A 26358-nucleotide genomic window follows, 5' to 3' on the forward strand; every position below is an offset into this window, starting at 1 on the left:
GTCACCTGAGAGGCAGGCCCTTGACCACCACCCCGCGTTTCGGCGTCAACTACACCCCGTCGAAGGACTGGATGTTCCAGTGGATGGCGATCGACCCCGCAGTCGTGCGCGCCGACTTCGAGGCGATCGCGGCGCTCGGCGTCGACCACGTCCGGGTCTTCCCGCTCTGGCCGGTGCTGCAGCCCAACCGCACCCTGATCCGGCAGCGGGCGCTGGACGACATCGCGCTCGTGGCCGACCTCGCCGCCGAGCACGGCCTGGACATCGCGGTGGACGTGATCCAGGGCCACATGTCGGGCTTCGACTTCGTGCCGGCCTGGCTCGTGAACTGGCACGACGGCAACATGTTCACCGACCAGCCGGCCATCGAGGCGCAGGCGGCGCTCGTCGCGGCGGTCTACGACGCCGTCCGCGACAAGCCCAACTTCCTGGGGCTCACGCTCGGCAACGAGCTCAACCAGTTCCAGCGACCCAACCCGGCCGCGATGCCCGCCAAGCGGGACGAGGTGACGCACTGGCTGACGTCGCTCCTGCAGGCGCCGCGCGACCGGGACCCTCGCCACGTGGTGACCCACAGCGAGAACGACCACCTCTGGTACCGCGACGAGCACCCGTTCGTGCCGGTGCACGCCGCCCGCCAGGGCGACATGACCACGGTGCACTCCTGGATCTTCAACGGCACCGCCGCGACCTACGGCGCGCTGTCGCCGCAGTCGGTGCGCCACGCCGAGTGGATGATCGAGCTGTCCAAGGCGTTCGCCACGGACCCGAACCGGCAGGTGTGGCTCCAGGAGGTCGGGGCACCGTCGATGAACCTCGCCGAGGCGGAGATGCCGGAGTTCTGCGCGCGCACGATCGAGGCGGCGCTGACCACGGACGACCTGTACGCGGTCACCTGGTGGTGCTCGCACGACGTGACCCGTGAGCTGGGCGACTACAAGGACCTGGAGTACTCCCTCGGCCTGCTCGACACCGAGAACCGGGTCAAGCCGCTGGGCCGGCGCTTCGCGGAGCTCGTGGCGGACGCCCGGCGCGCCGGGTCCGCGGCCACGCCCGGGCGGACCGTCGCGGTGGTGGTCGACGTCGACGCCGACGACCTGCCCGTCTCCCGCCCCGCGCTCGGCCCGGGCGGCGCGGTCTTCGAGCGCTGGCACGCGCTGCGCGAGGACGGCGTGGCCGTGGCCGTGGTGACCAGCGCGACGGCTGCGGACGGCGCTGCGCTCGACGCCCGTGGGATCCGGGACCTGGTCCGTGTCGACCCGCGCTGAGATCCCCAGGAAGCGCGCGGTGGCTGCGGCCGGTGCGGGACGCCCCGTGGCGGCGGGGCCGGCCACGGGAGCGGTGAACCGATGACCGGCGACCTGCTCCTGCGCGGCGGCCTGGTCGTCGACGGCAGCGGCGCCCCGCCCGTGACCGGCGACGTGCTGGTTCGCGACGGGAGCATCGCCGCCGTCGGCGGACGGATCGACGCCCCGGGCGCGCGCGTGATCGACGCCGACGGCCTGGCCGTCGCGCCTGGCTTCGTCGACATGCACGCGCACTCCGACCTCGCGGTCCTGGCCGACGGCGCGCACCTGGCGAAGGTGACCCAGGGCGTGACCACGGAGGTGATCGGGCAGGACGGGCTCTCGTACGCACCGGTCACCGACGAGACGATGGCGACCGTGCGCGAGCAGATCGCGGGCTGGAACGGCATCCCGGACGGCGTGGACTTCGCATGGCGCTCCGTGGCGGAGTACCTCGCCGAGGTGGACCGGCGGGGGAGCGCCACCAACGTCGCGTACCTGCTGCCGCAGGGGACCATCCGGATGAACGTGGTGGGCACGGGCGACCGGCGGGCCACGCCGGGCGAGATCGCCGCGATGCGCGCGCAGGTGGACCAGGGGATGCGCGAGGGGGCGTTCGGCATGTCGTCGGGGCTCACCTACGTGCCCGGCATCTTCGCCGACACGGACGAGCTGGTCGCGCTGGCCGAGGTGGTCGCGCGGCACGGCGGGTTCTACGCCCCGCACCAGCGCTCCTACGGCGCGGGCGCCCTGGACGCGTACGCCGAGATGGTCGACGTCGCGCACCGGGCCGGGTGCGCGCTGCACCTGACGCACGCCACGATGAACTTCCCGGAGAACCGCGGGCGGGCCGGTGAGCTGCTCGCGCTCGTGGACCGGGCGATCGAGGCGGGCGTCGACGTCACGCTCGACTCCTACCCCTACCTTCCCGGGTCGACCACGCTGTCCGCGCTGCTGCCGAGCCGCGCCGCCGTCGGTGGTCCGGAGCGCACGCTCGCGCGGCTGCGCGACCCCGGCGAGCGGGCGTGGATCGCGCACGAGGTCGAGGTCGTGGGCAGTGACGGCTGCCACGGCGTGCCCGTGGACTGGGACAGCATCGAGATCGCGGGCGTGCGCGACGCCGCGCTCGGCGACCGGGTGGGCCGCACCGTGGCCCGCATCGCGCTGGACGAGGGACGCGCGCCCGCCGAGGTGTTCTTCGACCTGCTGCTCGCCGACCGGCTCGGCACGAGCATCCTGCAGCACGTGGGCGACGAGCAGAACGTGCGCGAGATCATGCGGCACCGCCGGCACACCGGGGGCAGCGACGGCATCCTGGTCGGCGCCAAGCCGCACCCGCGAGGTTCGGGCACGTTCCCGCGGTACCTCGGGCGGTACGTGCGGGAGGAGGGTGTGCTGTCGCTCGCGGAGATGGTCGTGCACCTCTCCGCCCGGCCCGCGGCGCGGCTCGGACTGACCGACCGTGGGCGGATCGTGGAGGGGTACGTGGCCGACGTCGTGGTCTTCGACCCGGCCACGGTGGCCGACCGGGCGACGCCGGACGAGCCGCGTCTCACTGCCGCCGGCATCCCGTGGGTGCTGGTGGGTGGTACCCCTGTGGTCGAGGACGGCATCCGCACGACGGCCCGGCCGGGGCGGGCGCTGCGGCACGGTTCGGGTTTGGTGGTCGGGGTGTAGGTGTTTGATGGTGGGTGTTTGGTTATGGGTGTTTGGTTATGGGTGTTTGGTTCGGTGGTTCGACGTTGGTGGCTGGTTGGTTCGGCTGGTTGGTTCGGCTGGTTGGTTCGGCTGGTTGGTTCGGCTGGTTGGTTCGGCTGGTTGGTTCGGCTGGTTGGTTGGGCTGGTTGGTTGGGCTACGTGGTTGGGCTGGTTGGTTGGGCTACGTGGTTCGCTGCCTGGTGGTGGCTGTCTGGCTCGGGTGTTCGGCGGTGACCTGCTGTGGTGGCTGCTCGGCCTCGCGTGCGTGACCCGTCCGGCCCCCGGCCCCGGACCTGACTTCGGTCACTTGAGGGGCGGCAGACCGCGGCATCGGTCGCTTGCTCCGAGATCGGTCCATCGGAGGGCCGATCTCGCGGCAATTGACCGATGTCACGCGTGAGGTAAGAGCAAGGGACCGAAGTCGTGCGCCGGACCGGGGCACGACGCCGGTCTCGCCGGGAGCCAGCCGGTGCCGGGCGCGTCAGTCGGCCGGCGAGGTCGGCCGGCGAGGTCGGCCGGCGAGGTCGGCCGGCGAGGTCGGCCAGCCAGGACAGCCAGCCAGGACAGCCAGCCAGGACAGCCAGCCAGGACAGCCAGCCAGGACAGCCAGCCAGGACAGCCAGCCAGGACAGCCAGCCAGGACGCCGCCGCCGGGACAGTCAGCGGGGTGGGCGCGGGCCCACCCGGCTCTTGCCAGGACGGTTCATCTGGTATGCAATATATTGCATGCCCATTCCAGTGAGCGTCCCTGCCATCGGCCGTCGTCTCCTGCGCGACGACGTCTACGGTCGTCTCCGCGACGCCATCGTCGACGGCAGCTTCGCCCCGGGAGAGCAGCTGCGGGACGGCGAGCTCGCGGCCTGGCTCGGCGTCAGTCGCACGCCGGTGCGCGAGGCGCTGCTCCGCCTGGCGGAGGCGGGGCTGGTCGTGGCCAGGCCGGGCAGCTCCACGACGGTCGCCTCGCTGGACCTGCGCGAGGTGCGTGGTGCGCGCGACGTCGTCGCCGCGATGCACCAGGTGGCCGTGCGTGACGCCGTGCCCGCCCTCACCGACGGTGACCTCGCCAGCATGCGCGACGCCGCCCGCGAGTTCCGCGCGGCGATCGAGCGGGGCGACGTCGACGGGGCGCTGCGTGCCGACGACGTCCTGCACCACGTGCCCGTCGCCGTGGCGGCGAACCGGGCGCTGGCCTCGGTGCTCGACCAGTTCACGCCCGTGCTGCGCCGGGCCGAACGGCTGCGCTTCTCGTCGCTGGGCGGGCGGGCGTCCTTCGCCCGGCACGACGACCTGATCCGGCTGTGCGCCGCCGGCGACGCGGAGGCAGCGGCCGCCGTCGCCTTCGACACCTGGTACACCCTGCCGACCGACGAGGCCGCCGCCTCGCCCGCAGCCGCGCCTGCCGCCTCGCCCGCAGCCGCGCCCGCAGCCGCGCCCGCCGACCCACCCGCGGCCGTCCCCGCCGACCCGCCCGCTGACCCGCCCACCCGCTGACGAGGAGTAACCCATGCCCCTGTCCGACTTCCCCCGCCACCCCCTCACCTTCGGCCCGAGCCCGGTGCACCCGATGCCGCGCCTCACGGCCCACCTCGGCGGTGCCGAGATCTGGGCCAAGCGCGAGGACTGCAACGCGGGCCTCGCCTACGGCGGCAACAAGACCCGCAAGCTGGAGTACCTGGTGCCGGACGCTCTCGCCCAGGGTGCGGACACCCTGGTGTCGATCGGTGGCTACCAGTCCAACCACACGCGCCAGGTGGCGGCCGTCGCGGCCTCACTGGGGCTGAAGGCGGTGCTGGTCCAGGAGAACTGGGTGAACTGGCCGGACTCGGTCGCCGACCGCGTCGGCAACATCATGCTCAGCCGGATCATGGGCGCCGAGGTGCGGCTCGACCCGGCCGGGTTCGGCATCGGCTTCAAGGACTCCTGGGCCCGCGCGATCGACGACGTCACCGAGCGCGGCGGCACCCCGTACGCGATCCCGGCCGGAGCCTCCGACCACCGGCTGGGCGGCCTCGGGTTCGCGCGCTGGGCCTACGAGGTCGAGGAGCAGGAGCGCGAGCTGGGCGTCTTCTTCGACACGGTGGTCGTGTGCGCGGTCACCGGGTCCACATTGGCGGGCATGATCGCCGGGTTCGCGGCGCTGGAGGAGGCGGGCGGCCGTCCGCGGCGCGTGATCGGCATCGACGCCAGCGCGAAGCTCGACGAGACCCGCGACCAGGTGGCTCGGATCGCCCGCTCCACGGCGGAGCTCATCGGGGTGGGCCGCCCGCTGCGCGAGGACGAGATCATCGTGCTGCCGGGGTGGGCCGGCGACGAGTACGGGATCCCCGTGGAGTCCACGCTGGAGGCGATCCGGCTGACCGGGCGTCTGGAGGGCGTGATCATCGACCCCGTCTACGAGGGCAAGTCGATGGCCGGCCTGGTCGACCTCGTGACCGGCGGCGACATTCCCGCCGACAGCACCGTGCTCTACGCCCACCTGGGCGGCCAGCCGGCCCTGAACGCGTACGGCGGCCTCTTCGCCGACCACTGAGCGCTCGCCCGCCCCGGCGTCGGTCGGGGCGGGCGGCATGCCGGGGCTCGGGGGATGTGCTGCCACCGTCGAACGAGACTCCGTGGCGGCCTAGAATTCCGGCAGGCGCGCGCGATGCTGCCGCGCCGGGAGCCGGCCGATCGACGTGAGGACGAGACCATGAGCACCGACTGCACGCACCTGGACCAGGTCGCCGTCCTCGAGCCCGCCGAGCGGGCGGGCTGCCCGGAGTGTCTCGCCCTGGGTGGCACGTGGGTGCACCTGCGCAGCTGCCTCGTGTGCGGGCAGGTCGGCTGCTGCGACTCCTCGCCGGCCAAGCATGCCACGGCGCACTTCGAGGCCACGGGGCACCCGCTCATGCGGTCGATCGAGCCGGGCGAGGGCTGGGGCTGGTGCTACGTGGACGAGGCGTCGGTGCCGACGGCGGTCCTGGCCTCGCTGCGCTAGGCAGGTTGCTGGGCAGGGTGCCGGGCAGGGTTTCCGCCTGCCAGGCCGCGCAGCTCGCTCAGCACGGTCCGGGATATCTCCGTGAGCGAGCGGTCCTCGCCCTCGCGGATCCACTGGATGAACGCGATGCCGAACACCGTGCTCGCGGACTCCGCGGCGAGGGTCGCCGCAGGCTCGCCGACGCCGCGGGCCCGTAGCGCGTCGCCGATCGTCGCCGCCAGGTGGGACATCTTGTGCCGTTCCCGTTCCTGCAGGGCGGGGTTCTGCTCGATCACCGACTGCCGCAAGCGGGAGTGCGGTCGGCGCTCGTCGGGGAAGATCGCCGTTCCGGAGTCCAGCCCGGCGGCCACGACGTCCATCGGCGCGGCATCGTCAGGCGCCGCCGTGATGCCCCGGAGGAACGCGTCGGTCAGCTGTTCCTGCCCCCGGAACAACACCTCACGCTTGTCGCTGAAGTGCCGGAAGAAGGTTCGCTCGGTGAGGCCCACCGCCTGGGCGATCTCGGCGGCCGTCGTCTGCTCGTAGCCGCGGCTGGCGAACAGCTCCAGGGCGGCAGCCTGCAGTCGTCCGCTCGTACCGGGTTGCCATCGGGCCATGCGCACAGTCTAGGTGATGACAGCAACTGACTTCAGGCGTACGGTGATGTCGGTGGCTGACATCAGTCACTGACATCACTGGAAGGACTCCACCATGCAGGTATTCGTCACCGGAGCATCCGGCTGGATCGGTTCTGCCGCCGTCGACGAGCTGCTCGCCGACGGTCACACGGTCACGGCGCTGGCCCGGTCCGACGCGTCGGCGTCCGCCCTGGCCGCCAAGGGCGTCAGCGTGCAGCGCGGCGACCTGGACGACCTCGACGGCATCCGGCGCGGGGCCGCGGCCGCCGACGCCGTGCTGCACCTCGCGAACAAGCACGACTTCGCGAACCCGGCCGTGTCGAACGCGGCCGAGCGTGCCGCCGTCGAGACCATCGGCGAGGCGCTGTCCGGCACGGGCCGGCCGTTCCTGCTCGCGGCGGGCGTCGCGGGGCTGACGGACGGCCGCCCGGCCACCGAGGACGACCCGTCCCCGGCCCACGGCCCCGACTCACCGCGCGGCGGCGCGGAGAACCTGGCGCTCGGCCTCGTCGACCGCGACGTGCACGCGGTGGCCCTCCGGTTCGCGCCCACGGTCCACGGCGCGGGCGACCACGGGTTCGTCGCCGCGGTCGTCGAGGCGGCCCGACGCCGCGGCGTCTCCGGGTACCCGGGCGACGGCACCAACCGCTGGGCGGCGGTCCACCGGTCCGACGCCGCCCGGCTCGTCGCGCTCGCCCTGGCCAAGGCCCCGGCCGGCGTACGCCTGCACGCGACCGCCGAGGAGGGCGTCCCCACGCGGGAGATCGCCGAGGCCGTCGGGCAGGCGCTCGACCTTCCGGTCACGTCGATCGACCCGGACGACGCCGCCGAGCACTTCGGCTGGATCGGCCGCTGGTTCGGCATGGAGGGCTCGGCGACCAGCACCCGGACGCGGGAGTGGCTCGGCTGGGAGCCGACCGGCCCCACGCTGGTCGAGGACATCGCGGCGGGCGCGTACACGGCGCCGGTGGAGTGACCCCGCGGGGGTGTGTTGCTCCGTGTCGACAATGTCTACGCAGAGCGAACCTGCCCTCGTGGAGGGCCTCGCTGTGGGCGCGCTGACTCGCCGGGTGGGTCGACCCTCCCGCGAAGGTGTGTTGCTCCGCGTCGACAATGTCTACGCGGAGCAACACACCTTCGGCAGAGGGACCCACCCTGGAGCACCCGCCGTCCGCGCGGCAGAGGGGCCGACCCTGGAGCACCTGCCGCCCGCGCGGCAGAGGGGCCGACCCTGGAGCACCCGCCGCCCGCGCGGCAGGCGTCCGGGCCTGGCTGCCCGTCCCGGCGGGGCGCATCCGGTGTGCTGGTCGTAACCTGACGAGGTGGCGCGTAACCCCGACATCCCGGACGCGTTCGACGTCCTGACGGTCGTCGTCCTGCGCCGTCCGGACGATGCGCCCGAGCTGCCGGACGACGAGCTCGACGCGCTCCAGGCGCGCCACCTCGCCTACCGTGCCGAGCTGGCCCGGCGCGGTCTGATCGTCGCCAACGGTCCGTTCGGCGAGCAGACCGACCCGGCCTACCGCGGCATGTCCGTCTTCGCCTGCGACCGCGCCGAGGCGGCCCGCCTGTCGGACGGCGACCCGTCCGTCGTCGCCGGGCGGCTCACGTACGACGTCATGGAGTGGTGGGTCGCGGCAGGCTCCCTCGCCTTCCCGCGCGCGACAGGCCCGGTCGGCCCCCGCCGCTCGATGCCGGACGACTGACCCGCTTGACCTTGCCCCTGCGGCAACCCTGCACGCTGCGGTCATGACCACAGCAGACAGCACCACCGTGACCCCCGCGATCGAGGTCGCCGGGCTCCGCAAGTCGTTCGGCGACCATCGTGTGCTCCACGGAGTGGACCTCGTCGTCGCCGCCGGCTCCGTGTACGCGCTCCTGGGGCCGAACGGCGCCGGCAAGACGACGATGGTCAACATCCTGTCCACGCTCTTGGCCGCCGACGCGGGCGTGGTGCGGGTCGGCGGCCACGACGTCCGGCGGTCGGCCGCGCTGGTCCGGGCGCGGATCGGCGTCACCGGCCAGTTCTCCGCGATCGACCCGTTCCTCACCGGCCGGGAGAACCTGCGGCTCATGGCCGACCTCGCCCACCTCGGCCGGGCCGACGCCGCACGCGACGTCGCGGCGCTGCTCGACCGGTTCGACCTGGTGGACGCCGCCGACCGGCGCGTCCTGACCTGGTCCGGCGGCATGCAGCGCCGGCTGGACCTGGCGATGACCCTGATCACCCGGCCGCGGCTCATCTTCCTGGACGAGCCCACCACCGGGCTCGACCCCCGCAGCCGCCGGGAGGTCTGGCAGGTGGTCCGGGACCAGGTGGCCGACGGCGTCACCGTGCTCCTGACCACCCAGTACCTGGACGAGGCGGACGCGCTGGCCGACCGGGTCGGAGTCCTGGACGGCGGGCGGCTCGTCGCCGAGGGGACGCCGGCCGAGCTCAAGGCGCAGGTCCCCGGCGAGAGCACGAACCTCGACGACGTCTTCCTCGCGTTGACCGGGCGCGCGCCGACGGGCGACGAGGCCGGCGTCCAGGGGGTGACCGCACGGTGAGCGCCACGTACGTCCTCCGCGACTCGCTGACCATGCTGCGCCGTAACCTGCGACACCTGAGCCGGTACCCGTCGCTGGCCCTCATGCTGGTCGCGATCCCGGTCGTGTTCCTGCTGCTGTTCGTCTACGTGTTCGGCGGCACCCTCGGTGCCGGCCTCCCGGTCGACGGCGGCGGCTCGCGCGCCGACTACCTGGCCTACCTGGTGCCCGGGATCTGGGTCATGACGGTGTCCAGCGTGGCGAACGGCACCGCCGTCGCCGTCGCGATCGACCGGACCGGCGGGATGTTCGACCGGTTCCGGACCATGGACATCGCCCGGACGTCGGTGCTTGCCGGACACGTCCTGGGCGCGGTGGTCCGCACGCTGCTCGCGCTCTCGGTGATGGTCGGGTTCGCGCTGCTGCTCGGGTTCCGGCCGGACGCCGGGCCGGCCGGCTGGCTCGCTGCCGCCGGGCTCGTGCTGCTCCTGGCGTTCTCGTTCACGTGGCTGACCGTTGCGATGGGGCTGGCCGCGGGCAGCGTCGAGACGGCGAGCAACACCCCGCTGGTGCTGATGGTGCTGCCGATCGTCAGCAGCGGGTTCGTCCCCACGGACCAGATGCCCGCGGGGCTGCGCCAGTTCGCGGAGCATCAGCCGTTCACGCCCGTCATCGAGACGCTCCGGGCACTGGTCGCCGGCACCCCGGCCGGGGCGGACGGCTGGCTCGCCGTCGGCTGGTGCGTGGTGATCGGGCTGGGCGGATACCTCTGGGCGCGGCGGCAGTTCGCTGTCGTGCCGGTTCGGTAGTCCGGGCGGCAGGCTCGGGAGAGGAGACTGGGCACATGCTGACGATCAGCCAGCTCGCGTCGTACGCCGGGGTGACGACGCGCGCAGTGCGGCACTACCACGCCAAGGGTCTGCTCCCGGAGCCCGCCCGCGACCACTCGGGTTACCGGCGCTACGGTGCCCAGGCTGCCGTCGACCTGATCCGGATCAAGATCCTCGCGGACGCCGGGGTGCCGTTGGCGCGGGTGCAGGAGCTGCTGCGGGCCGACGAGGCCGAGCTCGCGGCAGCCGTCGCCGAGATCGACACGCGGCTCCGCGCGGAGATCGAGGAACGGGAACGGCACCGGGACCGGATCGCCCGGCTCGCGGCGGGGGACAGCCTGGCCCTTCCGCCGGAGGGCGCCGCCTACCTCGACCGGTGGCGTGAGCTCGGAATCCCCGAGCGGGTCGTCGAGATCGAGCGGGACAGCTGGATCCTCTCGCTGGCCGTCCTGACCCCCGGGCAGGTGGCGCAGGCGATGGCGGCCAAGAGCCGCCTGCTCGACGACGAGGAGTTCGTCGCCGTGCTCCAGGCGATCGGGGAAGGGGTCGACTGGGCGCCCGACGACCCCCGGCTGCCCGGTGTGGCAGACAAGGTGGCGGCCCTGCTCGACCGGCACGCGGACTGGGCGGACGAGTCCGCGCGCGGGATGGAGGAGGGGCTCGTCGAGCTCTTCGACTCGATCGCGCTCGACTCCGTGCCCGGGGGCCGTCGTCTGGAGGCGCTGCTCGCGGAGCGCGGGTGGTCCGGCTGGACCCGGCAGGAACGGGTGAGCTGAGTGCATCCTGCCGGAGGCGGAGCCGGCCCTACCCTGGTGCCATGGCGATCACGACGCGCACGACGCCGTCCGGCGCGCCGCCCGCCGGCCTGGCGCAGGCCCGCGCGACTGCCGCGCGCGAGGCCGACAACCGGCGTCTGCTGCGGGCGCGCGACGCCATCGACCGTTCCTTCGCGGAGCCGCTCGACGTCGCGGCGCTCGCCGCCGTCGCCCACGTGTCGCCGTCGCACTTCATCCGCGCGTTCAAGGCGGCGTTCGGCGAGACCCCGCACCGGTATCTCCAGCGGCGCCGGATCGAGCGGGCGATGGCGCTGCTGCGGGACACCGCGACGCCCGTGACCGAGGTGTCGGTCGCCGTCGGGTTCCAGAGCCTCGGCACGTTCAGCCGCACGTTCCACGACATCGTCGGCTCGTCCCCGACCTCCTACCGGCGGACCGCGGCGCCGCTGCTCGCGCCCGGCTGCTTCACGCGGGCGTGGACCCGGCCTGCCGGCGCGCGCTGATCGAGCGATTTCGGAGAAGCGGGCGCGGCAAGGCCGACCCTAGATTGGCGGCATGCTCACATCCATCGCCATCACCGCCGTCCGTGTCCTCGACCAGCAGGAGGCCCTCGACTTCTACGTCGGCACCCTCGGTTTCGAGGTGAGCGCCGACGTCGACATGGGTTTCATGCGCTGGCTCACCGTCGCGCTGCCCGCCGACCCCGACCGGCACCTGCTGCTGGAGGTTCCCGCGCCGCCCGCGCTGAGCGAGGAGTCGGCCGCCCAGGTGCGCGACCTGCTCACGAAGGGCGCGCTCGGCGTCGCCTGCATCCTCAACACCGACGACTGCCAGGCGGAGTACGAGCGGCTCAGCGCCCTCGGCGTCGAGTTCACGGAGCTGCCGACCCAGCAGCCCTACGGCGTCGACGCGGCGTTCCGGGACCCGTTCGGCAACCACATCCGCATGACCCAGCCAGCACGGGGTCCCGTCACCGTGACGGAGGAGGACATCGCGCGCTGGGGCGGCGACGCACCGCACGCCTGAGCCGCGCGCCGGGGCGGCCACGCGGCCGTGTGGACCAGGGTCGCGGGCAGGGGCTCCCGCCCGGCGAGCCGTGTGCTCGCCGGGCGTCGGCGCGTTCGTGGCCGGGACCATCAGGTCCGGCCTCAGGCGCCCTCGGCCGCCACGTCGAGGATCCAGGTGACGCCGAACCGGTCCGTCAGCATGCCGAAGGCCGGCGCCCACGGCGACGGCCCGTACGGCTCGACGACCGTGGCGCCGTCGGCCAGCCGCTCCCAGAGGGCGCCGACCTCCTCCGCGGTCTCGCCCCGCACCGACACGAAGAACGGTTCCTCGGTGAGCGTGGTGCCGTTCTCCCGGCGCGTGGTGCCGGCCGCGACCGGCCGCTCCTCGCCGGGCACGTCGTAGGCCATGACCCGGAAGCCGCTGTCGGCCACGACCTGGCCGAACACCACGTGGGCGGCGCCCGGCAGCTCGGCCGGCATCCCGAAGTCGCCGTAGGTGGTGACGGTGATCTGCCCGCCGAACACCGAGTGGTAGAACTCGAGGGCCGCGAGGGCCTGGCCGTGGAAGTTCAGGTGGGTGACAGTGCTGATCGACATGGTGCTCGGTCCTTCACAGAGGGGATCGGTCGCCGGGGATCCCCGACGGTGCTCCTCAATCTGTCACCGGTTCCGGACAGGGAACGTCCGGTACTCGTGCCAGTCTGGATCTTGTGCCGATCGCTTCCTCGACCACCACGTCGTCCCGCCTCCTGGCCCTGCTGTCGCTGCTGCAGGCGCGCCGCGACTGGCCGGGGGAGCGGCTCGCGGAACGGCTGGGCGTCAGCGAACGCACCGTGCGGCGCGACGTCGACCGCCTGCGCGAGCTGGGTTACCCGGTCCAGGCGGTCCGCGGACCTGAGGGCGGCTACCGGCTGGAGGCGGGCAGCGCGCTGCCGCCCCTCCTGTTCGACGACGAGCAGGCGGTGGCGCTCGCCGTCGCCCTGCGCACCGCGGTGGTGACCGGTGCCGGGATCGAGGAGGCCGCGGCGCGTGCCCTCGCGACGGTGCGGCAGGTGCTGCCCTCCCGGCTGCGGCAGCGGGTCGACGCGCTCGACGTCACGGCGGTGGAGCCCGCCGGGAACGCCCACGTCGGCGCCGACGTGCTGCTGGCGCTGAGCGCTGCCGTCCGGTCCGCCGAGGAGCTGCGGTTCGACTACCGCTCGCCCGGACGCGCGGACGAGGACGCCCGCCCGGCCCGCCGCGTGCAACCACACCACCTCGTCGTGCGGCACGGGCACTGGTACCTCGTGGGGTGGTCGGCGGAGCACGAGGACTGGCGCGTCCTCCGCGTCGACCGGATTGCCCTCCGCGTGCCGAACGGCCCCCGGTTCACGCCCCGGCCGGTGCCGGGCGGGGACGTGACGGCCTTCCTCTCGGCGCGCTTCAAGGGTTCCGAGGTTCCGGACCGGTGGCCCTGCCAGGGCGAGGTGATCCTGGCGTTGCCGGCGGAACGGGTGGCGCCGTTCGTCGCCGACGGCGTGGTCGAGCCGCTCGGCCGCGACCGGACCAGGCTGGTGGCCGGGTCGTGGACCTGGGCCGCACTGGCGGCGACGCTGGCCCGGTTCGACGCCGAGATCGAGGTGGTCGGCCCGGCCGAGCTGCGGCATGCCTTCGCTGACCTGTCCCGTCGCGCGGCCCGCGCGGCGGGGCTGCAACGGCCTGACGCGGGCTCGCCGGTGGGCTGACGGGCGTCCTGGAGCGCGGTGTCGGTCGCTTGCTAGGACTCTGTGCGCGGTGTCGGTTGGCTGCTTGGACTCTGTGCGCGGTGTCGGTTGGCTGCTTGGACTCTGTGCGCGGTGTCGGTTGGCTGCTTGGACTCTGTGCGCGGTGTCGGTTGGCTGCTCGGACCGTGCGCGCGGTGTCGGTCGCTTGCTCGGACCGTGCGCGCGGCGTCGGTCCCTTGCTCCGACCCTCCATGCGACGTCGGTCCCTTGCCGCGAGATCGGCCCTTTGATGGACCGATCTCGCGGCAAGGGACCGACAACGTGGTCTGCCGCGGTTCAAGTGACCGAAGCCGGCTCGCTCAGGACAGCAGGGCCTGGGGGTGTGCGAGCAGCGGCCCGAGCTACCGCGCCGGGGCGAGGGGTCAGGCGACCGTGGCGTCGATCGTCACGGGGATGTTGCCGCGGGTGGCGTTCGAGTAGGGGCACACCTTGTGCGCGGCCTCGACCAGGCTGTCGGCCGTGGCCTGGTCCACGCCGGCGAGCTCCACGTGCAGGGCGGCGCTCAGCCCGTACGCGCCGTCCTCGGTCGGCTGGATGCCCACCTCGGCGATCACGGCGGAGTCGCTGAACGTGATCTTCTGCGCTGCGGCCACACCCTTGAGGGCGCTGTGGAAGCAGGATGCCCAGCCGGCGGCGAAGAGCTGCTCGGGGTTGGTGCCCCCGCCCGGTCCGCCCATGGCCGTGGGGACGGCGAGGGTGAGGTCGAGCACGCCGTCGTCGGACGCCGCACGGCCTCCGGCGCGGCCGTCGCCGGTGGAGGTCGCGACGGCGGTGTAGATGCTGTCAGCCATGTTCCTGCTCCTTGTCATGGATGGTGCGGTAGCCCGGCCCGGTGGGACCGGCTGCCCGCGTCCGCATGTAGACGAACTAGTACGTCTACCGTAGGTCGGAATCTGCGCACACACAAGTCCGCCGGGGTGAAATACCCAGGTTGCGCGCTGAGTTGGGCTCTGCGTGAGGCGCCGGTCGCCGTGCCCCGGCGCGGCGCGGCGTGGCCGACGACGAGAGGTGACCCGTGCCCGACATCGTGCAGAACCCGTTCGCCATCGAACCCGGGACGGTCCAGCGTGGCCTGACCCGGATCCGCGCCCTGAGCGCCGGCGAGGTGGTCGCCGACGCCGCCGTACCGCTGCTGGTGTGGGAGTACTCGTACGCCCCGCGGTACTTCTTCTCGCCGGGCCACGTCAGGGCCCAGCTGCGTCCGGCGGGACCGGGCAAGCCCTCGCGGGTGCTGGGGCGCAGCGAGCTGTTCGACGTGGTGCTCGGTGACCGCGTGCTCGCGGGCGCCGCCCAGCGGTACCCCGAGGCGCCGGTCGAGGGCATGCGCGGGTCGTACACGCTGACCTGGTCGGCCATGGACACCTGGCTCGAGGAGGACGAGGTGATCCACTTCCATGCCCGCAGCCCGTACGTCCGGGTCGACACGCTGCACTCCAGCCGGCACGTGCGGGTGGTGGTGCGGGGTGAGGTGGTCGCCGACTCGCACCGGCCCGTCGTCCTGACCGAGACCGGTCTGGCGCCCCGCTACTACCTGCCGCGCGTGGACGTGCGGATGGACCTCCTGAGCCCGACCGACGCCGTGAGCTACTGCCCGTACAAGGGGACGGCGCGGTACTGGGCCCTGACCGTGGGCGGGGTCCGGGTGCCCGACGTGGTCTGGGGGTACGAGACACCGCTGCGCGAGGCGGCGGGCGTCACGGGCCTGGTCTGCTTCTGGCCGGAGAAGAGCGCTGACGTCGAGGTCTACGTCGACGGCGAACGGATCGGGCAGCCGTAGCCCGCAGCCGCGTCATGCCCCCGGCCGGGGGCGTCAGCCCAGGTCCTCGCCGTCGAGCGCCTTCGCCGCCAGGCGCTCCTCCTCGCTGACCTCCCAGACCTCGTGGGCGGCGTGCAGGGCGAGCAGGATGATCACGCAGCCCAGCACGAGGTCGGGCCACCCGGACGCCGTCCACGCGGTGACCAGCGCCATGGCGATGATCGCGACGTTCACCAGCACGTCGTTCCGGGCGGACAGGAACGCCGCGCGACCGAGCGCCCCGCCGTGGTGGTGCGCCCGCGCCAGCAGCCAGGCGCTGGTGCCGTTCACGACGATCGCGCCGAGGGATGCCACCACGAGCGGCACGACGTCGGGCGGCGTCGGCGCGGCGAACCGCTGCACCGCCTCCCAGGCCGCCACCGCGGCCGGACCGAGGATGACCAGGGCCATGGCCTTGCCCATGAGAGCGCGCCGGGCCAGCGGCCAGCTCAGCGCCACGAGCACGAGCAGGTTGATGGCCGTGTCCTCCAGGAAGTCGACACTGTCGGCGAGGAGGGAGACCGAGCCGATGGACAGCGCGACGGAGAACTCGACGAAGAAGTAGGCGAGGTTCAGGAGGGCGACGACCAGGACCGTCCGGCGCAGGCCGATGGCGCGGGGGTCGGGGGTGCTGGTCACGGCCACCTATTGTGCCGGGTGAAGGGTTCGATCGAGAGGTGTCAGAACAGCAGTTCGCGATATTGCGTGCGTGCCTGAGGTGACGCATGCCGTCCACGCCGTAGACGCCGGGGCCGACGGTCGCCATACTCGCACCACATTTCACCCGACGACCCCTGGAGGTTCCTGTGGCGGGTACGGCGACACAGCCGCTCAGCGGCACGCAGAAGCGCACCATCGCGGGCGGTGCCATCGGCACGCTCATGGAGTACTACGACTACTACCTCTACGGTCTTGCGTCGGCGGCGGTCTTCCCCGCGGTGTTCTTCACGGGTGAGGACCCGATCGTCGCGCAGCTCTCGTCCTTCGCGACGTTCGCCGTGGGGTTCTTCCTGCGCCCGGTCGGCGGCCTGGTCTTCGGCCACGTCGGTGACCGGGTCGGCCGCAAGGCGACGCTGATGATCACGGTGGTCGGCATGGGCATCGCCACGGCGGGCATCGGGCTCATCCCGCCGGAGGCGTCGATCGGCATCGCCGCGCCGCTGCTGCTGATCTTCTTCCGCATGTGCCAGGGCTTCTTCGTCGGCGGCGAGATGGGCGGCGCGGCGACGATGGTCGTCGAGCACGCCCCCGTGGGCCGGCGCGGCATGTACGGCGCGTTCCTCATCAGCGGCGCGGGGATCGCGAACGTCGCCTCCGCCGGGCTCATGGCGGGTCTCGGCCTCGGCCCGCAGTCCTGGTTCATGACGTGGGGCTGGCGCATCCCGTTCGTGCTCGGGCTCGTGCTGGCCATCGTCGCGATCGTGCTGCGCAGCAGGCTCGAGGAGTCCGACGAGTTCAAGGAGACCAGGAAGGCCCAGGAGGACGCCGGGGTGCGCACCAACCCGGTCGCCGAGGTGTTTCGGCACCCCAGGAACGCGATCATGGGCGTGCTCATCGGCCTGCCGCAGAGCATCGCCGGGTACGTGGTGCTCACGTTCGGTATCGCCTACCTGGTCAACGAGAACGACATCCCGCCCTGGCAGGGGTTCGCCGGTACGATGATCGTCGGCGTCCTGCAGGTCTTCGTGGCGCCCGCGTACGGCGCGCTGTCCGACCGGGTCGGACGGCGGGCCGTGTACATCGCGGGCTGCGTCGGGTTCGCCGTGCTGGTCTGGCCGGCTTTCCTGCTGTTCGACACGAGCAACCTGGTGCTGATCTGGGTGGGCATGATCGTCGGCTTCGTGATTCCCGGCGTGGCGATGCAGGCCACCCTGCAGACGATGCTGGCCGAGATGTTCGATCCCGAGGCCCGCACGACCGGCGTGAACATCGGGTACCAGATCTCCAACACGCTGGGCGGCGGCCTCGCCCCGTTCGTCTGCACGGGACTGGTCGCCCTCGTGGGCGGGCAGATCTGGCCCGTCGTCGTGTACTGCGCGGTGATCTGCCTGATCGGTGCGGCCGCCACGGCCACCGCCACCATCAGCACCGACGGTTCGCGCCTGCACGAGCTGCGGGCCGCGCCGGGCGCTGCCGACGCCTGACCTGGACACGGGCGGGCCTCCCCGTGAGGCCCGCCCGCTCCGGGCGAGCACGTCCGCCGGCTCCCACCGCCCTGCCGTCCTCCCGGTGCGCCGCGCCCGCCGACGTTCACACACCCGCGCCGCACCGGACATGCAGCCGAAACAGGCCACCCCTAGCGTTCTGAATGTTCCTCTGATCAACATTCTGCTCCCGTGAGCGCAGGAGGGAGGCAGTGTGCAGCACCAGACCGAGCCCGGGTACGTTCCCGTCGGCCTGCCCGACGGCGCCACGCGGCTCGCCGGAACGCGCGTCGCCGCGCTGCGCGGTGTCCGGACGCCGGCAGGCACGCTCGTCGACGTCGAGATCGCCGACGGCCGGGTCGTCGCGACATCGGCGACCGGCACCGGCGTCTCCACCGGCACCGGCGCCTCCACCGGCACCGGCCCAGCCGGTCCGCCCCGCCCGGGCAGCCCGGCCGGCACCTTCCGGTCCTCCGCGGACGACGGCGCCGTCCGTCTCGACGCCACCGGCTGGCGGGTGCTGCCCGCCGCGTGCGAGCCGCACGCCCACCTCGACAAGGCGCTCACCGCCGACCGCGTGCCGCCGGGCACGGGGGAGGACCTGGTGGGGGCCGTCGCCCGCTGGCGCGAGCTCGCGCCGGGCATCGACGGTGCCGACGTGCTGCGCCGCGCCCGGACCGCCGTCGAACGGTACGCCGCGCGCGGCATCACGACCGTCCGGACCCACGTCGACGCGCCCGCCGAGGGCGACCCGCTGCGCATGCTGGACGCGCTGCTCGGGCTGCGCGAGGAGCTCGCGGGGTCCGTGACGCTCCAGGTGTGCCTGCTCGGCGGGTCGCACACGCCGGACGCCGTCTTCGCCGAGGCCGCCGCGCGCGGCGTGGACGTGCTGGGCGGCTGCCCGCACCTGGCCCCCGATCCGCGGGCGGAGGTCACGCGCGTGCTCGACCTCGCCGAGCGCACCGGGCTCCCGGTGGACCTGCACGCCGACGAGCAGACGGCGCTGCCCGCCGACGACACGCTCGACGTGATCGAGCTGGCCCGGCAGGTGATCGCGCGCGGGCTGACCCAGCGCGTGACGGCGAGCCACGTGGTCCGGCTCGGCTCGCTGCCGCCCGACCGGCTCGCCCCCGTGGTGGACCTGCTGGCGCGTGCCGGCCTCGGCGTGGTGACGCTGCCGATCACCAACCTCTATCTCCAGGGCCGCGACGCCACGCACCTCCCGCCGCGCGGGCTGACCGCCGTGCGGGCCCTGCTGGACGCGGGCGTGCCGCTGGCTGCGGGCGCCGACAACCTCCGCGACCCGTTCAACCCGGCCGGTACGGGCGACCCGTTCGAGACGACGTCGCTGCTCATGACCGCGGGCCACCTGACGGCCGCCGAGGCCCTGGACGCCGTGACGGCCGGGGCGCGCACGGTGCTCGGGCTGCCGCCGGCGGGTCTGTCCGCGGGGGACCGCGCCGATCTGGTCCTCGTGCCCGACGTGCCGCTCGGCGACGTGCTGGCGGGCGGGGAGCACGCACGCGTCGTCCTGACGGGCGGTCGCGTGGTGGCAGACACCCGCGTCCACCGCGCCCTCGCCCTCGCCGCGCCCACCCGGTCCGCGGACCGGCCCGCCGCGACCGAGACCCCCGATCCCGACCTGCTCGTGAGGTGACACCAGTGAGCACAGTGACCACGACGACCCCACGGCCGAAGTCCATGACGCGCACGCTCGTGCTCGACGACGTGACCAAGGCGTTCCCCACCGGCACCGTCGCGCTGGAGGGGGTGAGCCTGTCCGTCACGGCCGGCGAGTTCGTCTCCGTCGTCGGCCCGTCCGGGTGCGGCAAGTCCACCCTGCTGCGCCTGGCCTCCGGGCTGGACCACGTGACCGGCGGCAGCATCGAGGTGAACGCCACCTCGACGTCCTACGTCTTCCAGGAACCGACGCTCCTGGAGTGGCGCAGCGCGTTGCGCAACGTCGAGCTGGTCGGCGAGCTGCGCGGCGCCGCGAAGCCCGACCGGCGGCGCCGCGCGCAGGAGGCCCTCGACCTCGTGGGGCTGTCCGGCTTCGAGAAGCAGCACCCGCGCCAGCTCTCCGGTGGCATGCGGATGCGGGTGTCGATCGCCCGCGCGCTGGTCGCCGAGCCGGACCTCGCGCTGTTCGACGAGCCGTTCGGCGCCCTCGACGAGATCACCCGGCTGCGCATGCAGACCGAGCTGCAGAGCCTCTTCCAGCTCAAGAGCTTCGCCGGCCTGTTCATCACGCACTCGGTGTCGGAGGCGGTCTACCTGTCCACGCGCGTCGTCGTGATGAGCGGGCGACCCGGCCGGGTGGTGGCCGACATCCCCGTGCCCTGGTCCTACCCCCGCCCGCCCGAGCTCCGGTACGACGCCGACTTCGCCGCGCTCACCGGTGAGGTCTCCGCGGCCCTCGGGGAGCACTCGTGAGCGCCGCGACGGTGCAGGAGAGCACCGCGCGCCCCCGGGACGAGGCCGCACCGCGCCCGGTCGCCCGGACGTCGTCGGCCCGGCGGCGGCTGCTCGCCGCCGGGAGCCGGGTCGGGCCGCTGCTCGCTGCCGTCGGAGGCATCGTCGCCGTCTGGTATGCCGTGACCTACCTGGTGCTCAGCCCCGAACGCCGGTTCCTGCTGCCCCCGCTGCACCAGGTGCTCGGCACCACGCTCGGCAACCCGAACGTCATGGTGCCCATGCTCGACGCGCTGTGGCAGACCGTCGGCGTGGCGCTGTCCGGGCTCGGGATCGCCGTCGTGCTCGGCATCGGGTACGCCGTCGTCATGGCGCAGGCGGGCTGGGTCGAGAAGGTGCTCTACCCGTACGCGGTGATCCTGCAGACCATCCCCATCCTCGCCCTCACGCCGCTCATCGGGATCTGGATGGGCTACGGGTTCAGCGCCCGCATCGTGGTGTGCGTGATCATCGCCCTGTTCCCGATGATCGCGAACACCCTGTTCGGGCTCCAGTCCGCCTCGGCGGCCGCGCACGACCTGTTCACCCTGAACCGCGCCACCCGTGCGCAGCGGCTCCTCAAGCTCCAGTTCCCGGCGGCGCTGCCGTCGATCTTCACGGGCCTGCGCAACGCGGCGGGCCTGAGCGTGATCGGCGCGATCGTCGGCGACTTCTTCTTCCAGCAGGGCTCGCCCGGCATCGGCGGCCTGCTGCGCACCTACACGCTGCGGCTGAACATGGACGCGCTGTTCATGGCCATCATCCTGACCGCCCTGTTCGGCGTCGTGGTGTTCTCCGTCTTCGCCGCCCTCGACCGGGCCGTCATCGGCCGCTGGTACGGACGCGGGGCCTGACACCGACCCGCGCCCGCCCGTCACGACCCCCGCCCGGTGCGTCCCCCACGCACCGGGTGGTCCCACCGCGCCCCCACGCCCCACCCAACCCAGGAGTCCCCATGTTCCTCGCCAGACCCCGACACCTCGCCATGGTCGCGCTGTCCGCCGTCCCGCTCCTCGTCCTGACCGCGTGCGGCGGCGCCGGCACCGCCGACCAGGCGGGCGGCGCGGCCCCGATCGACGTGCCCGCCGCCGAGGCCGACGGGCCGCTCGACCTGTCCGGCGTGTGCCCCGAGACCGTCGTGCTGCAGCAGGACTGGCAGCCCGAGGCCGAGCACGGCGCGATGTACTCCCTGGTCGGTCCTGACAGCACCGTGGACACGGAGGCCAAGTCGGTCACCGGCTCCCTCGTCGCCCAGGGCGTCGACACGGGGGTGGACGTCGAGGTGCGCCCCGGCGGACCGAACGTCAACTTCCAGCCCGTGCCGTCGCTCATGTACCTGGACGACTCGATCATGCTCGGCGCCGTCACCACCGACGCCCAGATCACCGCCCTGGCCGACAACCCCGTCGTCACCGTGGCCTCCCAGCTCACCGTGAGCCCGCAGATCGTCATGTGGGACCCGGCTAGCCACGACGGCGCGACCACCATCGAGGAGGCGGCCGCGGGCGGCGACCCGCTCGTGTCGGCGGGCGACGTCTTCCCGCGTCTGCTGGCCTCGCAGGACATCATCGAGGACGCACAGATCGACCTCAGCTACGAGGGCACGCCCCAGCGGTTCGTCTCCGACCCCGCGATCCTGCAGCAGGGGTTCGCCACGGCGGAGCCCTACATCTACGAGAACGAGATCCCGCAGTGGGGCAAGCCCGTGGGGTACCAGCTCCTGTCCGACGTCGGCTACTCGGTCTACCCCGAGGCGCTCGCCGTGCGCGCCGACAAGGTCGAGGAGAACGCCGACTGCCTCGCCAAGCTGGTGCCGATCATGCAGCAGGCGCAGCTCGACTACCTCGACGACCCGGAGGCCACGAACGAGCTGATCGTCGACCTCGTGGACCAGTACCAGACGGGCTGGACCTACTCGCTCGGGGTGGCGGACTACTCGGTGCAGACGATGAAGGACCTCGACCTCGTCACCGACGACCCGGCCTCCGGCGTGTTCGGCCGCATCGACCCCGACCGCATGGCCGAGATCGTGGACACCTTCGGCCCGATCCTCGTCGACGCCGGCCAGATCGACTCCGCCGACATCGACCCGGAGTCGCTGTACACCAACGAGTTCACCGACGACTCGATCTCGATGGGGAGCTGACCATGACGACCACCACCCCCGCCGGCACTCCGGCCGGCCCCGAGCGGGCGGCGCGCGCCGCGGACGAGATCGCCGCCCGGCTCGGCCCCGACCTCGTCTCCACCGACCCCGAGCTGCTGCTCAAGACGTCCTCCGACTGGTCCCGCATGTCACCCGTGCTCCAGGAGAAGGTGCCGGCCGGGCGGTACCTGCCCGACGCCGTCGTCCGCCCCCGCTCGGCGGCGGAGGTCGCCGAGGTGCTGCGGATCGCCTACGAGCACGACGTCCCGGTGACGCCCCGCGGCTCGGGCACCGGCAACTACGGCCAGGCGACGCCGTTCGACGGCGGCTTCGTGCTGGACCTGCGCGGCCTGGACACCATCCGGGTCAACGACTCGGGCACGGTGACCGCAGGGGCGGGCGCGAAGATCACCGCGATCGACGTCGCGGCGCGCGCGGCCGGCCGCGACATCTGGATCTACCCGTCCACCAAGGGCTCGACCATCGGCGGGTTCGTCGGCGGGGGATCGGCCGGCACCGGCACGATCGAGCACGGGTCCACCTCCGACGGCTTCGTGCTGTCGGTCACGGTGGCACCCATGGACGGCAGCGGGACCACCTTCACGGTGTCGGGCCCGGACGTGACGCCGTACGTGCACGTGTACGGCGTGACGGGCGTGATCGTGGAGCTGGAGATCGCCACGGACCCGGCCCGCGACTGGGTGGCCGTCTACGCCGCCTTCGACGACTGGGCGTCGATGACGAGCGTGCACCGTTCGCTGCTCGACCTGCCCGTGCTGCCCCGGCTGGCGTCGGCGGACCCGCCGGCCCTCGTGCCGAGCCTGCCCGCGCCCGTGCCGCTCGACGCCGCACGGCACAGCCTGCGCGTGATCGCCGAGGCGTCGACCGCGGCGGAGATCGAGGCGCGCGTGGTCGCCGCCGGCGGCGACGTCGTGGCCACGCTCGCGGACTACGCGGAGACGGACAAGCTCTCCTCGATGTCCTACAACCACCCCGTGTACTACCTGCAGAAGGCGCACCCCGAGCACACGTGGTTCCACATGGAGACCGGCGGCCTCGCCCACTGGGAGCGCCCGGACGACGTCCGCGCGGTCTACGACGGCGACGTGCACCTCCACCTGGAGCTCATGGGCAGGGCGCCCCTGGCGATGGTCGTCGCCGACTACGTCTCCGAGGAGCACACGCTCGCGGGGATCGAGCGCCTGGAGGCGCTGGGTCTCGGCGTGCACTCGCCGCACCAGTGGTACGTGGACCGCAACGTCGACCTCGCCCGCGAGACCGCCCGGACCATGGACCCGAAGGGCCTGCTCAACCCCGGCAAGCTGGTCGACGCCCCGCCCGTGGACACCCGCGTCAACATCGGGGTGCGCTGATGACCGCCCCCCGCTTCGCCGACCTCACCTGGCGGCAGATCGAGGCCCTGCCCCCCGACACCGTCGCGGTGCTGCCGCTCGGGGCGATCGAGCAGCACGGGCCCCACCTGCCGGTCTCGACCGACCTGGTGACGGCCACCGAGGCCGCCTCGGCCGCCGTCGAGTCGGTCGCCGCCTCCGGCGCGGCGTCCGTCGTGCTGCTGGAGCCGCTCGCGTACACGAAGTCGGACGAGCACGCCGGGTTCCCCGGCACGGTCTGGCTCTCGTGGGACACGCTCATGCGCGTCCTGGTCGACGTCGGCCGCTCGCTCGCCGCGTCGGGCATCACACGGCTGATGTTCGTCAACGGGCACGGCGGCAACTCCGCGCTCGGCCAGGTCGCCAACCGGGAGCTGCGGCGCCGGTTCGGGCTGCGCACGTTCTTCGCGCACGTCTCGATGCCGCGCGACCAGGGCGGCGTCCCGGCCTCCGGCGACGAGCACGGCCTCGGCGTGCACGGCGGCCACGGCGAGACCTCCCTCATGCTGCACCTGCGCCCCGGACTGGTCCACCTGGACCTCGCGGAACGCCGGGTGCCCGAGGACCTGCTCGCCTACGAGCAGATCGGCTTCGGCCGGCCCACGTCGTTCGGCTGGCTGTCGAGCGACTTCGGCCCCGACGGCCACGTGGGCGACCCGACCACCGCCACCGCCGAGGCCGGCAAGGAGCTGTTCGAGCGTGCGGTCGCGCAGCTCGCGCGGACGCTCGTCGAGGCGTCCCGGTTCACGACGCCGGCCGACGGCGCGAGCGCGCTCGGCGCCCGGGACCGCGGGTGAGCGAGACCGGTGCGGGGTCGCCGCCGGACGAGAGCGGGACCGTGTCGCGTCCGGTCACGGACGGGGCCGCCCCGCGCCTGGTCGCGGACCGTGCCGTGCCGCGCCTGGTCGTGCGCGGGGCGCTCGCGGTGCGCACGGGTCCGGGTGCCCGGGCGGACAGGTCGGACGGGTCGGGCACCCCCGCACACGGGTCGGATGCCAGGCCCGGCGGACCGGGCACCCCCGCACACGGGCCGTGGCCTGGTGCGGAGGAGCCCGGGGGCGACGTCGTGATCGGCGCGGACGGGCGGGTGCTGGAGATCCGCACCGGTGCGGACGGTGCCGGTGCCCCGCAGGCATCCGGCGCGTCGTCCGACACCGGCGTCGAGGTGCTCGACGCGACCGGCTGCGTGGTCACGCCGGGGCTGGTGAACGCGCACCACCACCTGCTCCAGACGGCGTTCCGGACGCTGCCCGGCACCCGCGGCGTCCCGATGCGCGACTGGCTCGCCCTGATGGCTGCCGCCTACCGGCGCGCCGGGGTCGACGCGGGGCTCGTGGGCGCGGCGGCCCGTGCAGGGCTGGCGGAGGCCCTGCTCAGCGGGGTCACGACCGTCGCCGACCATCACCTCACGTGGCCGGCGGGACTCGACCCGGCCGCCACCGCCGACCTCGCGCGCGCGACGGCCGCCGCGGCGGACGACCTCGGGGCGCGCCTCGTCCTGGTGCGAGGCACCGCGGGCGACGACGCCGAGACGGCGGCGCTGAGCGCGGACGCCGTCGCCGACGCGCTGGTGGGTGACGCGCCGGGCGGCGTGCGCGCCGACGGCCGCGTGCAGGTCGCCGTCGGCCCGGCCGGCGTGCACAGCGACGGCGAGGCGACGTTCCGGCTGCTCGCGGAGGTGGCGCGGCGGCGCGGGCTGCGGCGGCGTACGCAGGCCAACGAGCAGGTCGACGTCGCGGTCGCGCTGGAGCGGTACGGCCGGCGGCCGCTCGACCTGCTGGACGAGTGGGGCTGGCTCGCGCCCGACGTGACGGTGGCGCACCTGTGCGACGTCACTGACGAGGAGATCGACCGGGTGGCGGCGTCCGGGGCGTCCGCGACGCACGCCCCCGGGTGCGACGTGCCGATGGGCTGGGGCGTCGCGCCGGTCGCACGGCTGCTGGCGGCCGGGGTCACCGTGGGCCTCGGCACGAGCGGCGGCGGCTCGAACGACGCCGGCCACCTGCTCGCGGACGCCCGCCTGGCGATGCAGGTCTCGGCGCTGGTGGGCCGCCAGCTCGCGGCGCGCGAGGTGCTGGACGCCGCCACGGCGGGCGCGGCGGACGGGCTCGGCAGGCCCGAGCTCGGCCGGATCGCGCCGGGGTCCGCCGGCGACCTGTGCGTGTGGGACGTCTCCGGCGTGGCCGACGCCGGCGTGGCCGACCCGGTCGCGGGCCTGCTCTGGGCCGCGCCCGGCCGTCGGCCGCGGCACGTCGTCGTGGGCGGGCGCGTCGTGGTGCGGGACGGCCGGCTGGTGACCGCCGACGAGCGCGCGGTGGCGCGCGGGCTCAGCCGGCGTCTGGCGCGAGTCGCTGCTTGACCACCAGCAGCCGGTAGGCGCCGCCGTCGGCGCTGGCCCAGCGGTGGCGGGTCCCGGCGCGGTAGAAGGCCGAGTCGCCGGGGCCCACCTGCTCCAGCGTGCCGTCGAGGTCGAGCAGCACCTCGCCCTCGACCACGTAGACGAACTCGTCCTCGTCGTGGGCCCAGTACGGCCCCGGTTCGCGTGACGTGCCCGTGTACTCCATGGGGTCGAACGGGCGGTCCCCGGCGGGGGCGAGGGCACGGACCGTGCCCCCGCCCGCCGACGCCGCCGACCCCTCGTCGGTGCGCCGCACGACCGGCGTGCTGCCCGCGGGCGGTGCCGTGCCCTCGGCGAGCAGGAGCTGCTGGGTGGTGCCGAGGGTCGTCGCGACGCGGAACAGGGACGACATGCTCAGCCGTGCCCGCCCCCGCTCCACCTGGCTGAGGAACGAGTGCGAGAGCCCGGTGGCCTCGGCGAGCTGGACGAGCGTCAGACGCTGCGAGTGCCGGAGCGCGCGGATCCGCTGCCCCAGCCGGGCGACCGAGCGGCCGAGCGGATCGGTCTCCTGGTCGGCGCGCGCGTCCGTGCCCTGATGCATGCCTTGATG

At 73.6% G+C, this 26358-nt stretch carries 27 protein-coding genes; 22 read left to right on the plus strand and 5 right to left on the minus strand.

Annotated elements, in window-relative coordinates; all coding sequences use genetic code 11:
• Positions 1 to 20 precede the first annotated feature (20 nt).
• The 5 genes from ACIBBF_RS01190 (at position 21) to ACIBBF_RS01210 (ending at position 5961) form a co-directional block, all read left to right on the plus strand.
• The gene (locus tag ACIBBF_RS01190) at positions 21 to 1268 is read left to right on the plus strand and encodes a glycosyl hydrolase (RefSeq protein WP_397409634.1); all 1248 of its coding nucleotides are present in this window, start codon (positions 21 to 23) and stop codon (positions 1266 to 1268) included.
• A gap of 81 nt (positions 1269 to 1349) precedes the next feature.
• On the plus strand, positions 1350 to 2963 hold the full coding sequence (locus ACIBBF_RS01195; RefSeq protein ID WP_397409636.1) for an amidohydrolase family protein: 1614 nt from the start codon (positions 1350 to 1352) through the stop codon (positions 2961 to 2963).
• Positions 2964 to 3710: 747 nt separating this feature from the next.
• A complete protein-coding gene (locus ACIBBF_RS01200) occupies positions 3711 to 4475 on the plus strand; it encodes a GntR family transcriptional regulator (RefSeq protein ID WP_397409638.1) in 765 nt (254 codons plus the stop codon).
• A gap of 13 nt (positions 4476 to 4488) precedes the next feature.
• The gene (locus tag ACIBBF_RS01205; RefSeq protein ID WP_397409640.1) at positions 4489 to 5514 is read left to right on the plus strand and encodes a 1-aminocyclopropane-1-carboxylate deaminase; all 1026 of its coding nucleotides are present in this window, start codon (positions 4489 to 4491) and stop codon (positions 5512 to 5514) included.
• Positions 5515 to 5673: 159 nt separating this feature from the next.
• Positions 5674 to 5961: a UBP-type zinc finger domain-containing protein gene (locus ACIBBF_RS01210; protein ID WP_397409642.1), complete on the plus strand. Its 288-nt coding sequence runs from the start codon at positions 5674 to 5676 to the stop codon at positions 5959 to 5961.
• Here ACIBBF_RS01210 and ACIBBF_RS01215 read toward each other — a convergent pair.
• Entirely contained in the window at positions 5958 to 6557 is a 600-nt protein-coding gene (locus tag ACIBBF_RS01215) for a TetR/AcrR family transcriptional regulator (RefSeq protein ID WP_397409644.1), read from the minus strand. The genes ACIBBF_RS01210 and ACIBBF_RS01215 overlap by 4 nt on opposite strands.
• A 94-nt stretch (positions 6558 to 6651) precedes the next feature.
• Between ACIBBF_RS01215 and ACIBBF_RS01220 the strand changes: the two genes are divergently transcribed.
• From ACIBBF_RS01220 to ACIBBF_RS01250, 7 genes are all read left to right on the plus strand, one after another.
• Positions 6652 to 7554, plus strand: a complete 903-nt coding sequence (locus ACIBBF_RS01220) for an SDR family oxidoreductase (protein WP_397409646.1) — start codon at positions 6652 to 6654, stop codon at positions 7552 to 7554.
• 346 nt (positions 7555 to 7900) lie between these two features.
• Complete coding sequence (locus ACIBBF_RS01225) at positions 7901 to 8284, plus strand: YciI family protein (protein WP_397409648.1); 384 nt, start codon at positions 7901 to 7903, stop codon at positions 8282 to 8284.
• 43 nt (positions 8285 to 8327) lie between these two features.
• The gene (locus ACIBBF_RS01230; RefSeq protein ID WP_397409650.1) at positions 8328 to 9128 is read left to right on the plus strand and encodes an ABC transporter ATP-binding protein; all 801 of its coding nucleotides are present in this window, start codon (positions 8328 to 8330) and stop codon (positions 9126 to 9128) included.
• Positions 9125 to 9916 (plus strand): ABC transporter permease, encoded by a 792-nt coding sequence (locus tag ACIBBF_RS01235; protein WP_397409652.1) that lies wholly within the window; start codon positions 9125 to 9127, stop codon positions 9914 to 9916. Before ACIBBF_RS01230 ends, ACIBBF_RS01235 begins: the two co-directional genes overlap by 4 nt.
• A 35-nt stretch (positions 9917 to 9951) precedes the next feature.
• Positions 9952 to 10713: a MerR family transcriptional regulator gene (locus ACIBBF_RS01240; protein WP_397409654.1), complete on the plus strand. Its 762-nt coding sequence runs from the start codon at positions 9952 to 9954 to the stop codon at positions 10711 to 10713.
• Positions 10714 to 10754: 41 nt separating this feature from the next.
• Entirely contained in the window at positions 10755 to 11216 is a 462-nt protein-coding gene (locus tag ACIBBF_RS01245; protein ID WP_397409656.1) for a helix-turn-helix domain-containing protein, read from the plus strand.
• 52 nt (positions 11217 to 11268) lie between these two features.
• Positions 11269 to 11739 (plus strand): VOC family protein, encoded by a 471-nt coding sequence (locus ACIBBF_RS01250; protein WP_397409658.1) that lies wholly within the window; start codon positions 11269 to 11271, stop codon positions 11737 to 11739.
• Between the two features lie 122 nt (positions 11740 to 11861).
• Here ACIBBF_RS01250 and ACIBBF_RS01255 read toward each other — a convergent pair whose 3' ends face one another.
• Positions 11862 to 12317 (minus strand): VOC family protein, encoded by a 456-nt coding sequence (locus ACIBBF_RS01255; protein WP_397409660.1) that lies wholly within the window; start codon positions 12315 to 12317, stop codon positions 11862 to 11864.
• A 113-nt stretch (positions 12318 to 12430) separates the two neighbouring features.
• On the opposite strand from ACIBBF_RS01255, the gene ACIBBF_RS01260 reads away from it, so the two are divergent.
• Positions 12431 to 13444 (plus strand): helix-turn-helix transcriptional regulator, encoded by a 1014-nt coding sequence (locus tag ACIBBF_RS01260; RefSeq protein ID WP_397409662.1) that lies wholly within the window; start codon positions 12431 to 12433, stop codon positions 13442 to 13444.
• A 401-nt stretch (positions 13445 to 13845) separates the two neighbouring features.
• Here the strand turns inward: ACIBBF_RS01260 and ACIBBF_RS01265 are convergent, their stop codons facing one another.
• A complete protein-coding gene (locus ACIBBF_RS01265) occupies positions 13846 to 14274 on the minus strand; it encodes an organic hydroperoxide resistance protein (protein ID WP_397409664.1) in 429 nt (142 codons plus the stop codon).
• A 224-nt stretch (positions 14275 to 14498) separates the two neighbouring features.
• Between ACIBBF_RS01265 and ACIBBF_RS01270 the strand changes: the two genes are divergently transcribed.
• On the plus strand, positions 14499 to 15260 hold the full coding sequence (locus ACIBBF_RS01270; RefSeq protein ID WP_397409666.1) for a DUF427 domain-containing protein: 762 nt from the start codon (positions 14499 to 14501) through the stop codon (positions 15258 to 15260).
• Between the two features lie 33 nt (positions 15261 to 15293).
• On the opposite strand, the gene ACIBBF_RS01275 is transcribed toward ACIBBF_RS01270, so the two are convergent.
• Positions 15294 to 15917, minus strand: coding sequence for a cation transporter (locus ACIBBF_RS01275; protein ID WP_397409668.1), 624 nt, complete (start codon positions 15915 to 15917; stop codon positions 15294 to 15296).
• A 167-nt stretch (positions 15918 to 16084) separates the two neighbouring features.
• On the opposite strand from ACIBBF_RS01275, the gene ACIBBF_RS01280 reads away from it, so the two are divergent.
• The 8 genes from ACIBBF_RS01280 (at position 16085) to ACIBBF_RS01315 (ending at position 25769) form a co-directional block, all read left to right on the plus strand.
• Positions 16085 to 17422, plus strand: a complete 1338-nt coding sequence (locus tag ACIBBF_RS01280) for an MFS transporter (RefSeq protein WP_397409670.1) — start codon at positions 16085 to 16087, stop codon at positions 17420 to 17422.
• A gap of 214 nt (positions 17423 to 17636) precedes the next feature.
• A complete protein-coding gene (locus ACIBBF_RS01285; RefSeq protein ID WP_397409672.1) occupies positions 17637 to 19079 on the plus strand; it encodes an amidohydrolase family protein in 1443 nt (480 codons plus the stop codon).
• Between the two features lie 44 nt (positions 19080 to 19123).
• Complete coding sequence (locus ACIBBF_RS01290) at positions 19124 to 19855, plus strand: ABC transporter ATP-binding protein (RefSeq protein ID WP_397410659.1); 732 nt, start codon at positions 19124 to 19126, stop codon at positions 19853 to 19855.
• Positions 19852 to 20727 carry an ABC transporter permease gene (locus ACIBBF_RS01295; protein ID WP_397409674.1) on the plus strand — a complete coding sequence of 292 codons (876 nt, stop codon included), beginning with the start codon at positions 19852 to 19854 and terminating at the stop codon, positions 20725 to 20727. Before ACIBBF_RS01290 ends, ACIBBF_RS01295 begins: the two co-directional genes overlap by 4 nt.
• Positions 20728 to 20828: 101 nt before the next feature.
• Positions 20829 to 22019 (plus strand): hypothetical protein, encoded by a 1191-nt coding sequence (locus ACIBBF_RS01300; protein WP_397409676.1) that lies wholly within the window; start codon positions 20829 to 20831, stop codon positions 22017 to 22019.
• Between the two features lie 2 nt (positions 22020 to 22021).
• Positions 22022 to 23392, plus strand: coding sequence for an FAD-binding oxidoreductase (locus tag ACIBBF_RS01305; protein WP_397409678.1), 1371 nt, complete (start codon positions 22022 to 22024; stop codon positions 23390 to 23392).
• Positions 23392 to 24207 (plus strand): creatininase family protein, encoded by an 816-nt coding sequence (locus ACIBBF_RS01310; RefSeq protein WP_397409680.1) that lies wholly within the window; start codon positions 23392 to 23394, stop codon positions 24205 to 24207. Before ACIBBF_RS01305 ends, ACIBBF_RS01310 begins: the two co-directional genes overlap by 1 nt.
• Positions 24204 to 25769 (plus strand): amidohydrolase family protein, encoded by a 1566-nt coding sequence (locus tag ACIBBF_RS01315; protein ID WP_397409683.1) that lies wholly within the window; start codon positions 24204 to 24206, stop codon positions 25767 to 25769. Before ACIBBF_RS01310 ends, ACIBBF_RS01315 begins: the two co-directional genes overlap by 4 nt.
• Here the strand turns inward: ACIBBF_RS01315 and ACIBBF_RS01320 are convergent.
• Positions 25738 to 26349 carry a helix-turn-helix domain-containing protein gene (locus tag ACIBBF_RS01320; RefSeq protein WP_397409685.1) on the minus strand — a complete coding sequence of 204 codons (612 nt, stop codon included), beginning with the start codon at positions 26347 to 26349 and terminating at the stop codon, positions 25738 to 25740. The two genes, ACIBBF_RS01315 and ACIBBF_RS01320, sit on opposite strands and share 32 nt — an antisense overlap.
• Positions 26350 to 26358: the final 9 nt, after the last annotated feature.

Source organism: Promicromonospora sp. NPDC050880 (assembly GCF_044456525.1).
Lineage (GTDB): Bacteria > Actinomycetota > Actinomycetes > Actinomycetales > Cellulomonadaceae > Promicromonospora.

What these genes read in the sequence shown, in the direction of transcription:
- ACIBBF_RS01305 (WP_397409678.1), top strand. Translation starts at nt 22,022, where the DNA reads ATGACGACCACCACCCCCGCCGGCACTCCGGCCGGCCCCGAGCGGGCG.
- ACIBBF_RS01210 (WP_397409642.1), top strand. Translation starts at nt 5,674, where the DNA reads ATGAGCACCGACTGCACGCACCTGGACCAGGTCGCCGTCCTCGAGCCC.
- ACIBBF_RS01245 (WP_397409656.1), top strand. Translation starts at nt 10,755, where the DNA reads ATGGCGATCACGACGCGCACGACGCCGTCCGGCGCGCCGCCCGCCGGC.
- ACIBBF_RS01250 (WP_397409658.1), top strand. Translation starts at nt 11,269, where the DNA reads ATGCTCACATCCATCGCCATCACCGCCGTCCGTGTCCTCGACCAGCAG.
- ACIBBF_RS01310 (WP_397409680.1), top strand. Translation starts at nt 23,392, where the DNA reads ATGACCGCCCCCCGCTTCGCCGACCTCACCTGGCGGCAGATCGAGGCC.
- ACIBBF_RS01200 (WP_397409638.1), top strand. Translation starts at nt 3,711, where the DNA reads ATGCCCATTCCAGTGAGCGTCCCTGCCATCGGCCGTCGTCTCCTGCGC.
- ACIBBF_RS01265 (WP_397409664.1), bottom strand. Translation starts at nt 14,274, where the DNA reads ATGGCTGACAGCATCTACACCGCCGTCGCGACCTCCACCGGCGACGGC.
- ACIBBF_RS01205 (WP_397409640.1), top strand. Translation starts at nt 4,489, where the DNA reads ATGCCCCTGTCCGACTTCCCCCGCCACCCCCTCACCTTCGGCCCGAGC.
- ACIBBF_RS01255 (WP_397409660.1), bottom strand. Translation starts at nt 12,317, where the DNA reads ATGTCGATCAGCACTGTCACCCACCTGAACTTCCACGGCCAGGCCCTC.
- ACIBBF_RS01220 (WP_397409646.1), top strand. Translation starts at nt 6,652, where the DNA reads ATGCAGGTATTCGTCACCGGAGCATCCGGCTGGATCGGTTCTGCCGCC.
- ACIBBF_RS01195 (WP_397409636.1), top strand. Translation starts at nt 1,350, where the DNA reads ATGACCGGCGACCTGCTCCTGCGCGGCGGCCTGGTCGTCGACGGCAGC.
- ACIBBF_RS01300 (WP_397409676.1), top strand. Translation starts at nt 20,829, where the DNA reads ATGTTCCTCGCCAGACCCCGACACCTCGCCATGGTCGCGCTGTCCGCC.
- ACIBBF_RS01290 (WP_397410659.1), top strand. Translation starts at nt 19,124, where the DNA reads ATGACGCGCACGCTCGTGCTCGACGACGTGACCAAGGCGTTCCCCACC.
- ACIBBF_RS01320 (WP_397409685.1), bottom strand. Translation starts at nt 26,349, where the DNA reads ATGCATCAGGGCACGGACGCGCGCGCCGACCAGGAGACCGATCCGCTC.
- ACIBBF_RS01230 (WP_397409650.1), top strand. Translation starts at nt 8,328, where the DNA reads ATGACCACAGCAGACAGCACCACCGTGACCCCCGCGATCGAGGTCGCC.
- ACIBBF_RS01240 (WP_397409654.1), top strand. Translation starts at nt 9,952, where the DNA reads ATGCTGACGATCAGCCAGCTCGCGTCGTACGCCGGGGTGACGACGCGC.
- ACIBBF_RS01215 (WP_397409644.1), bottom strand. Translation starts at nt 6,557, where the DNA reads ATGGCCCGATGGCAACCCGGTACGAGCGGACGACTGCAGGCTGCCGCC.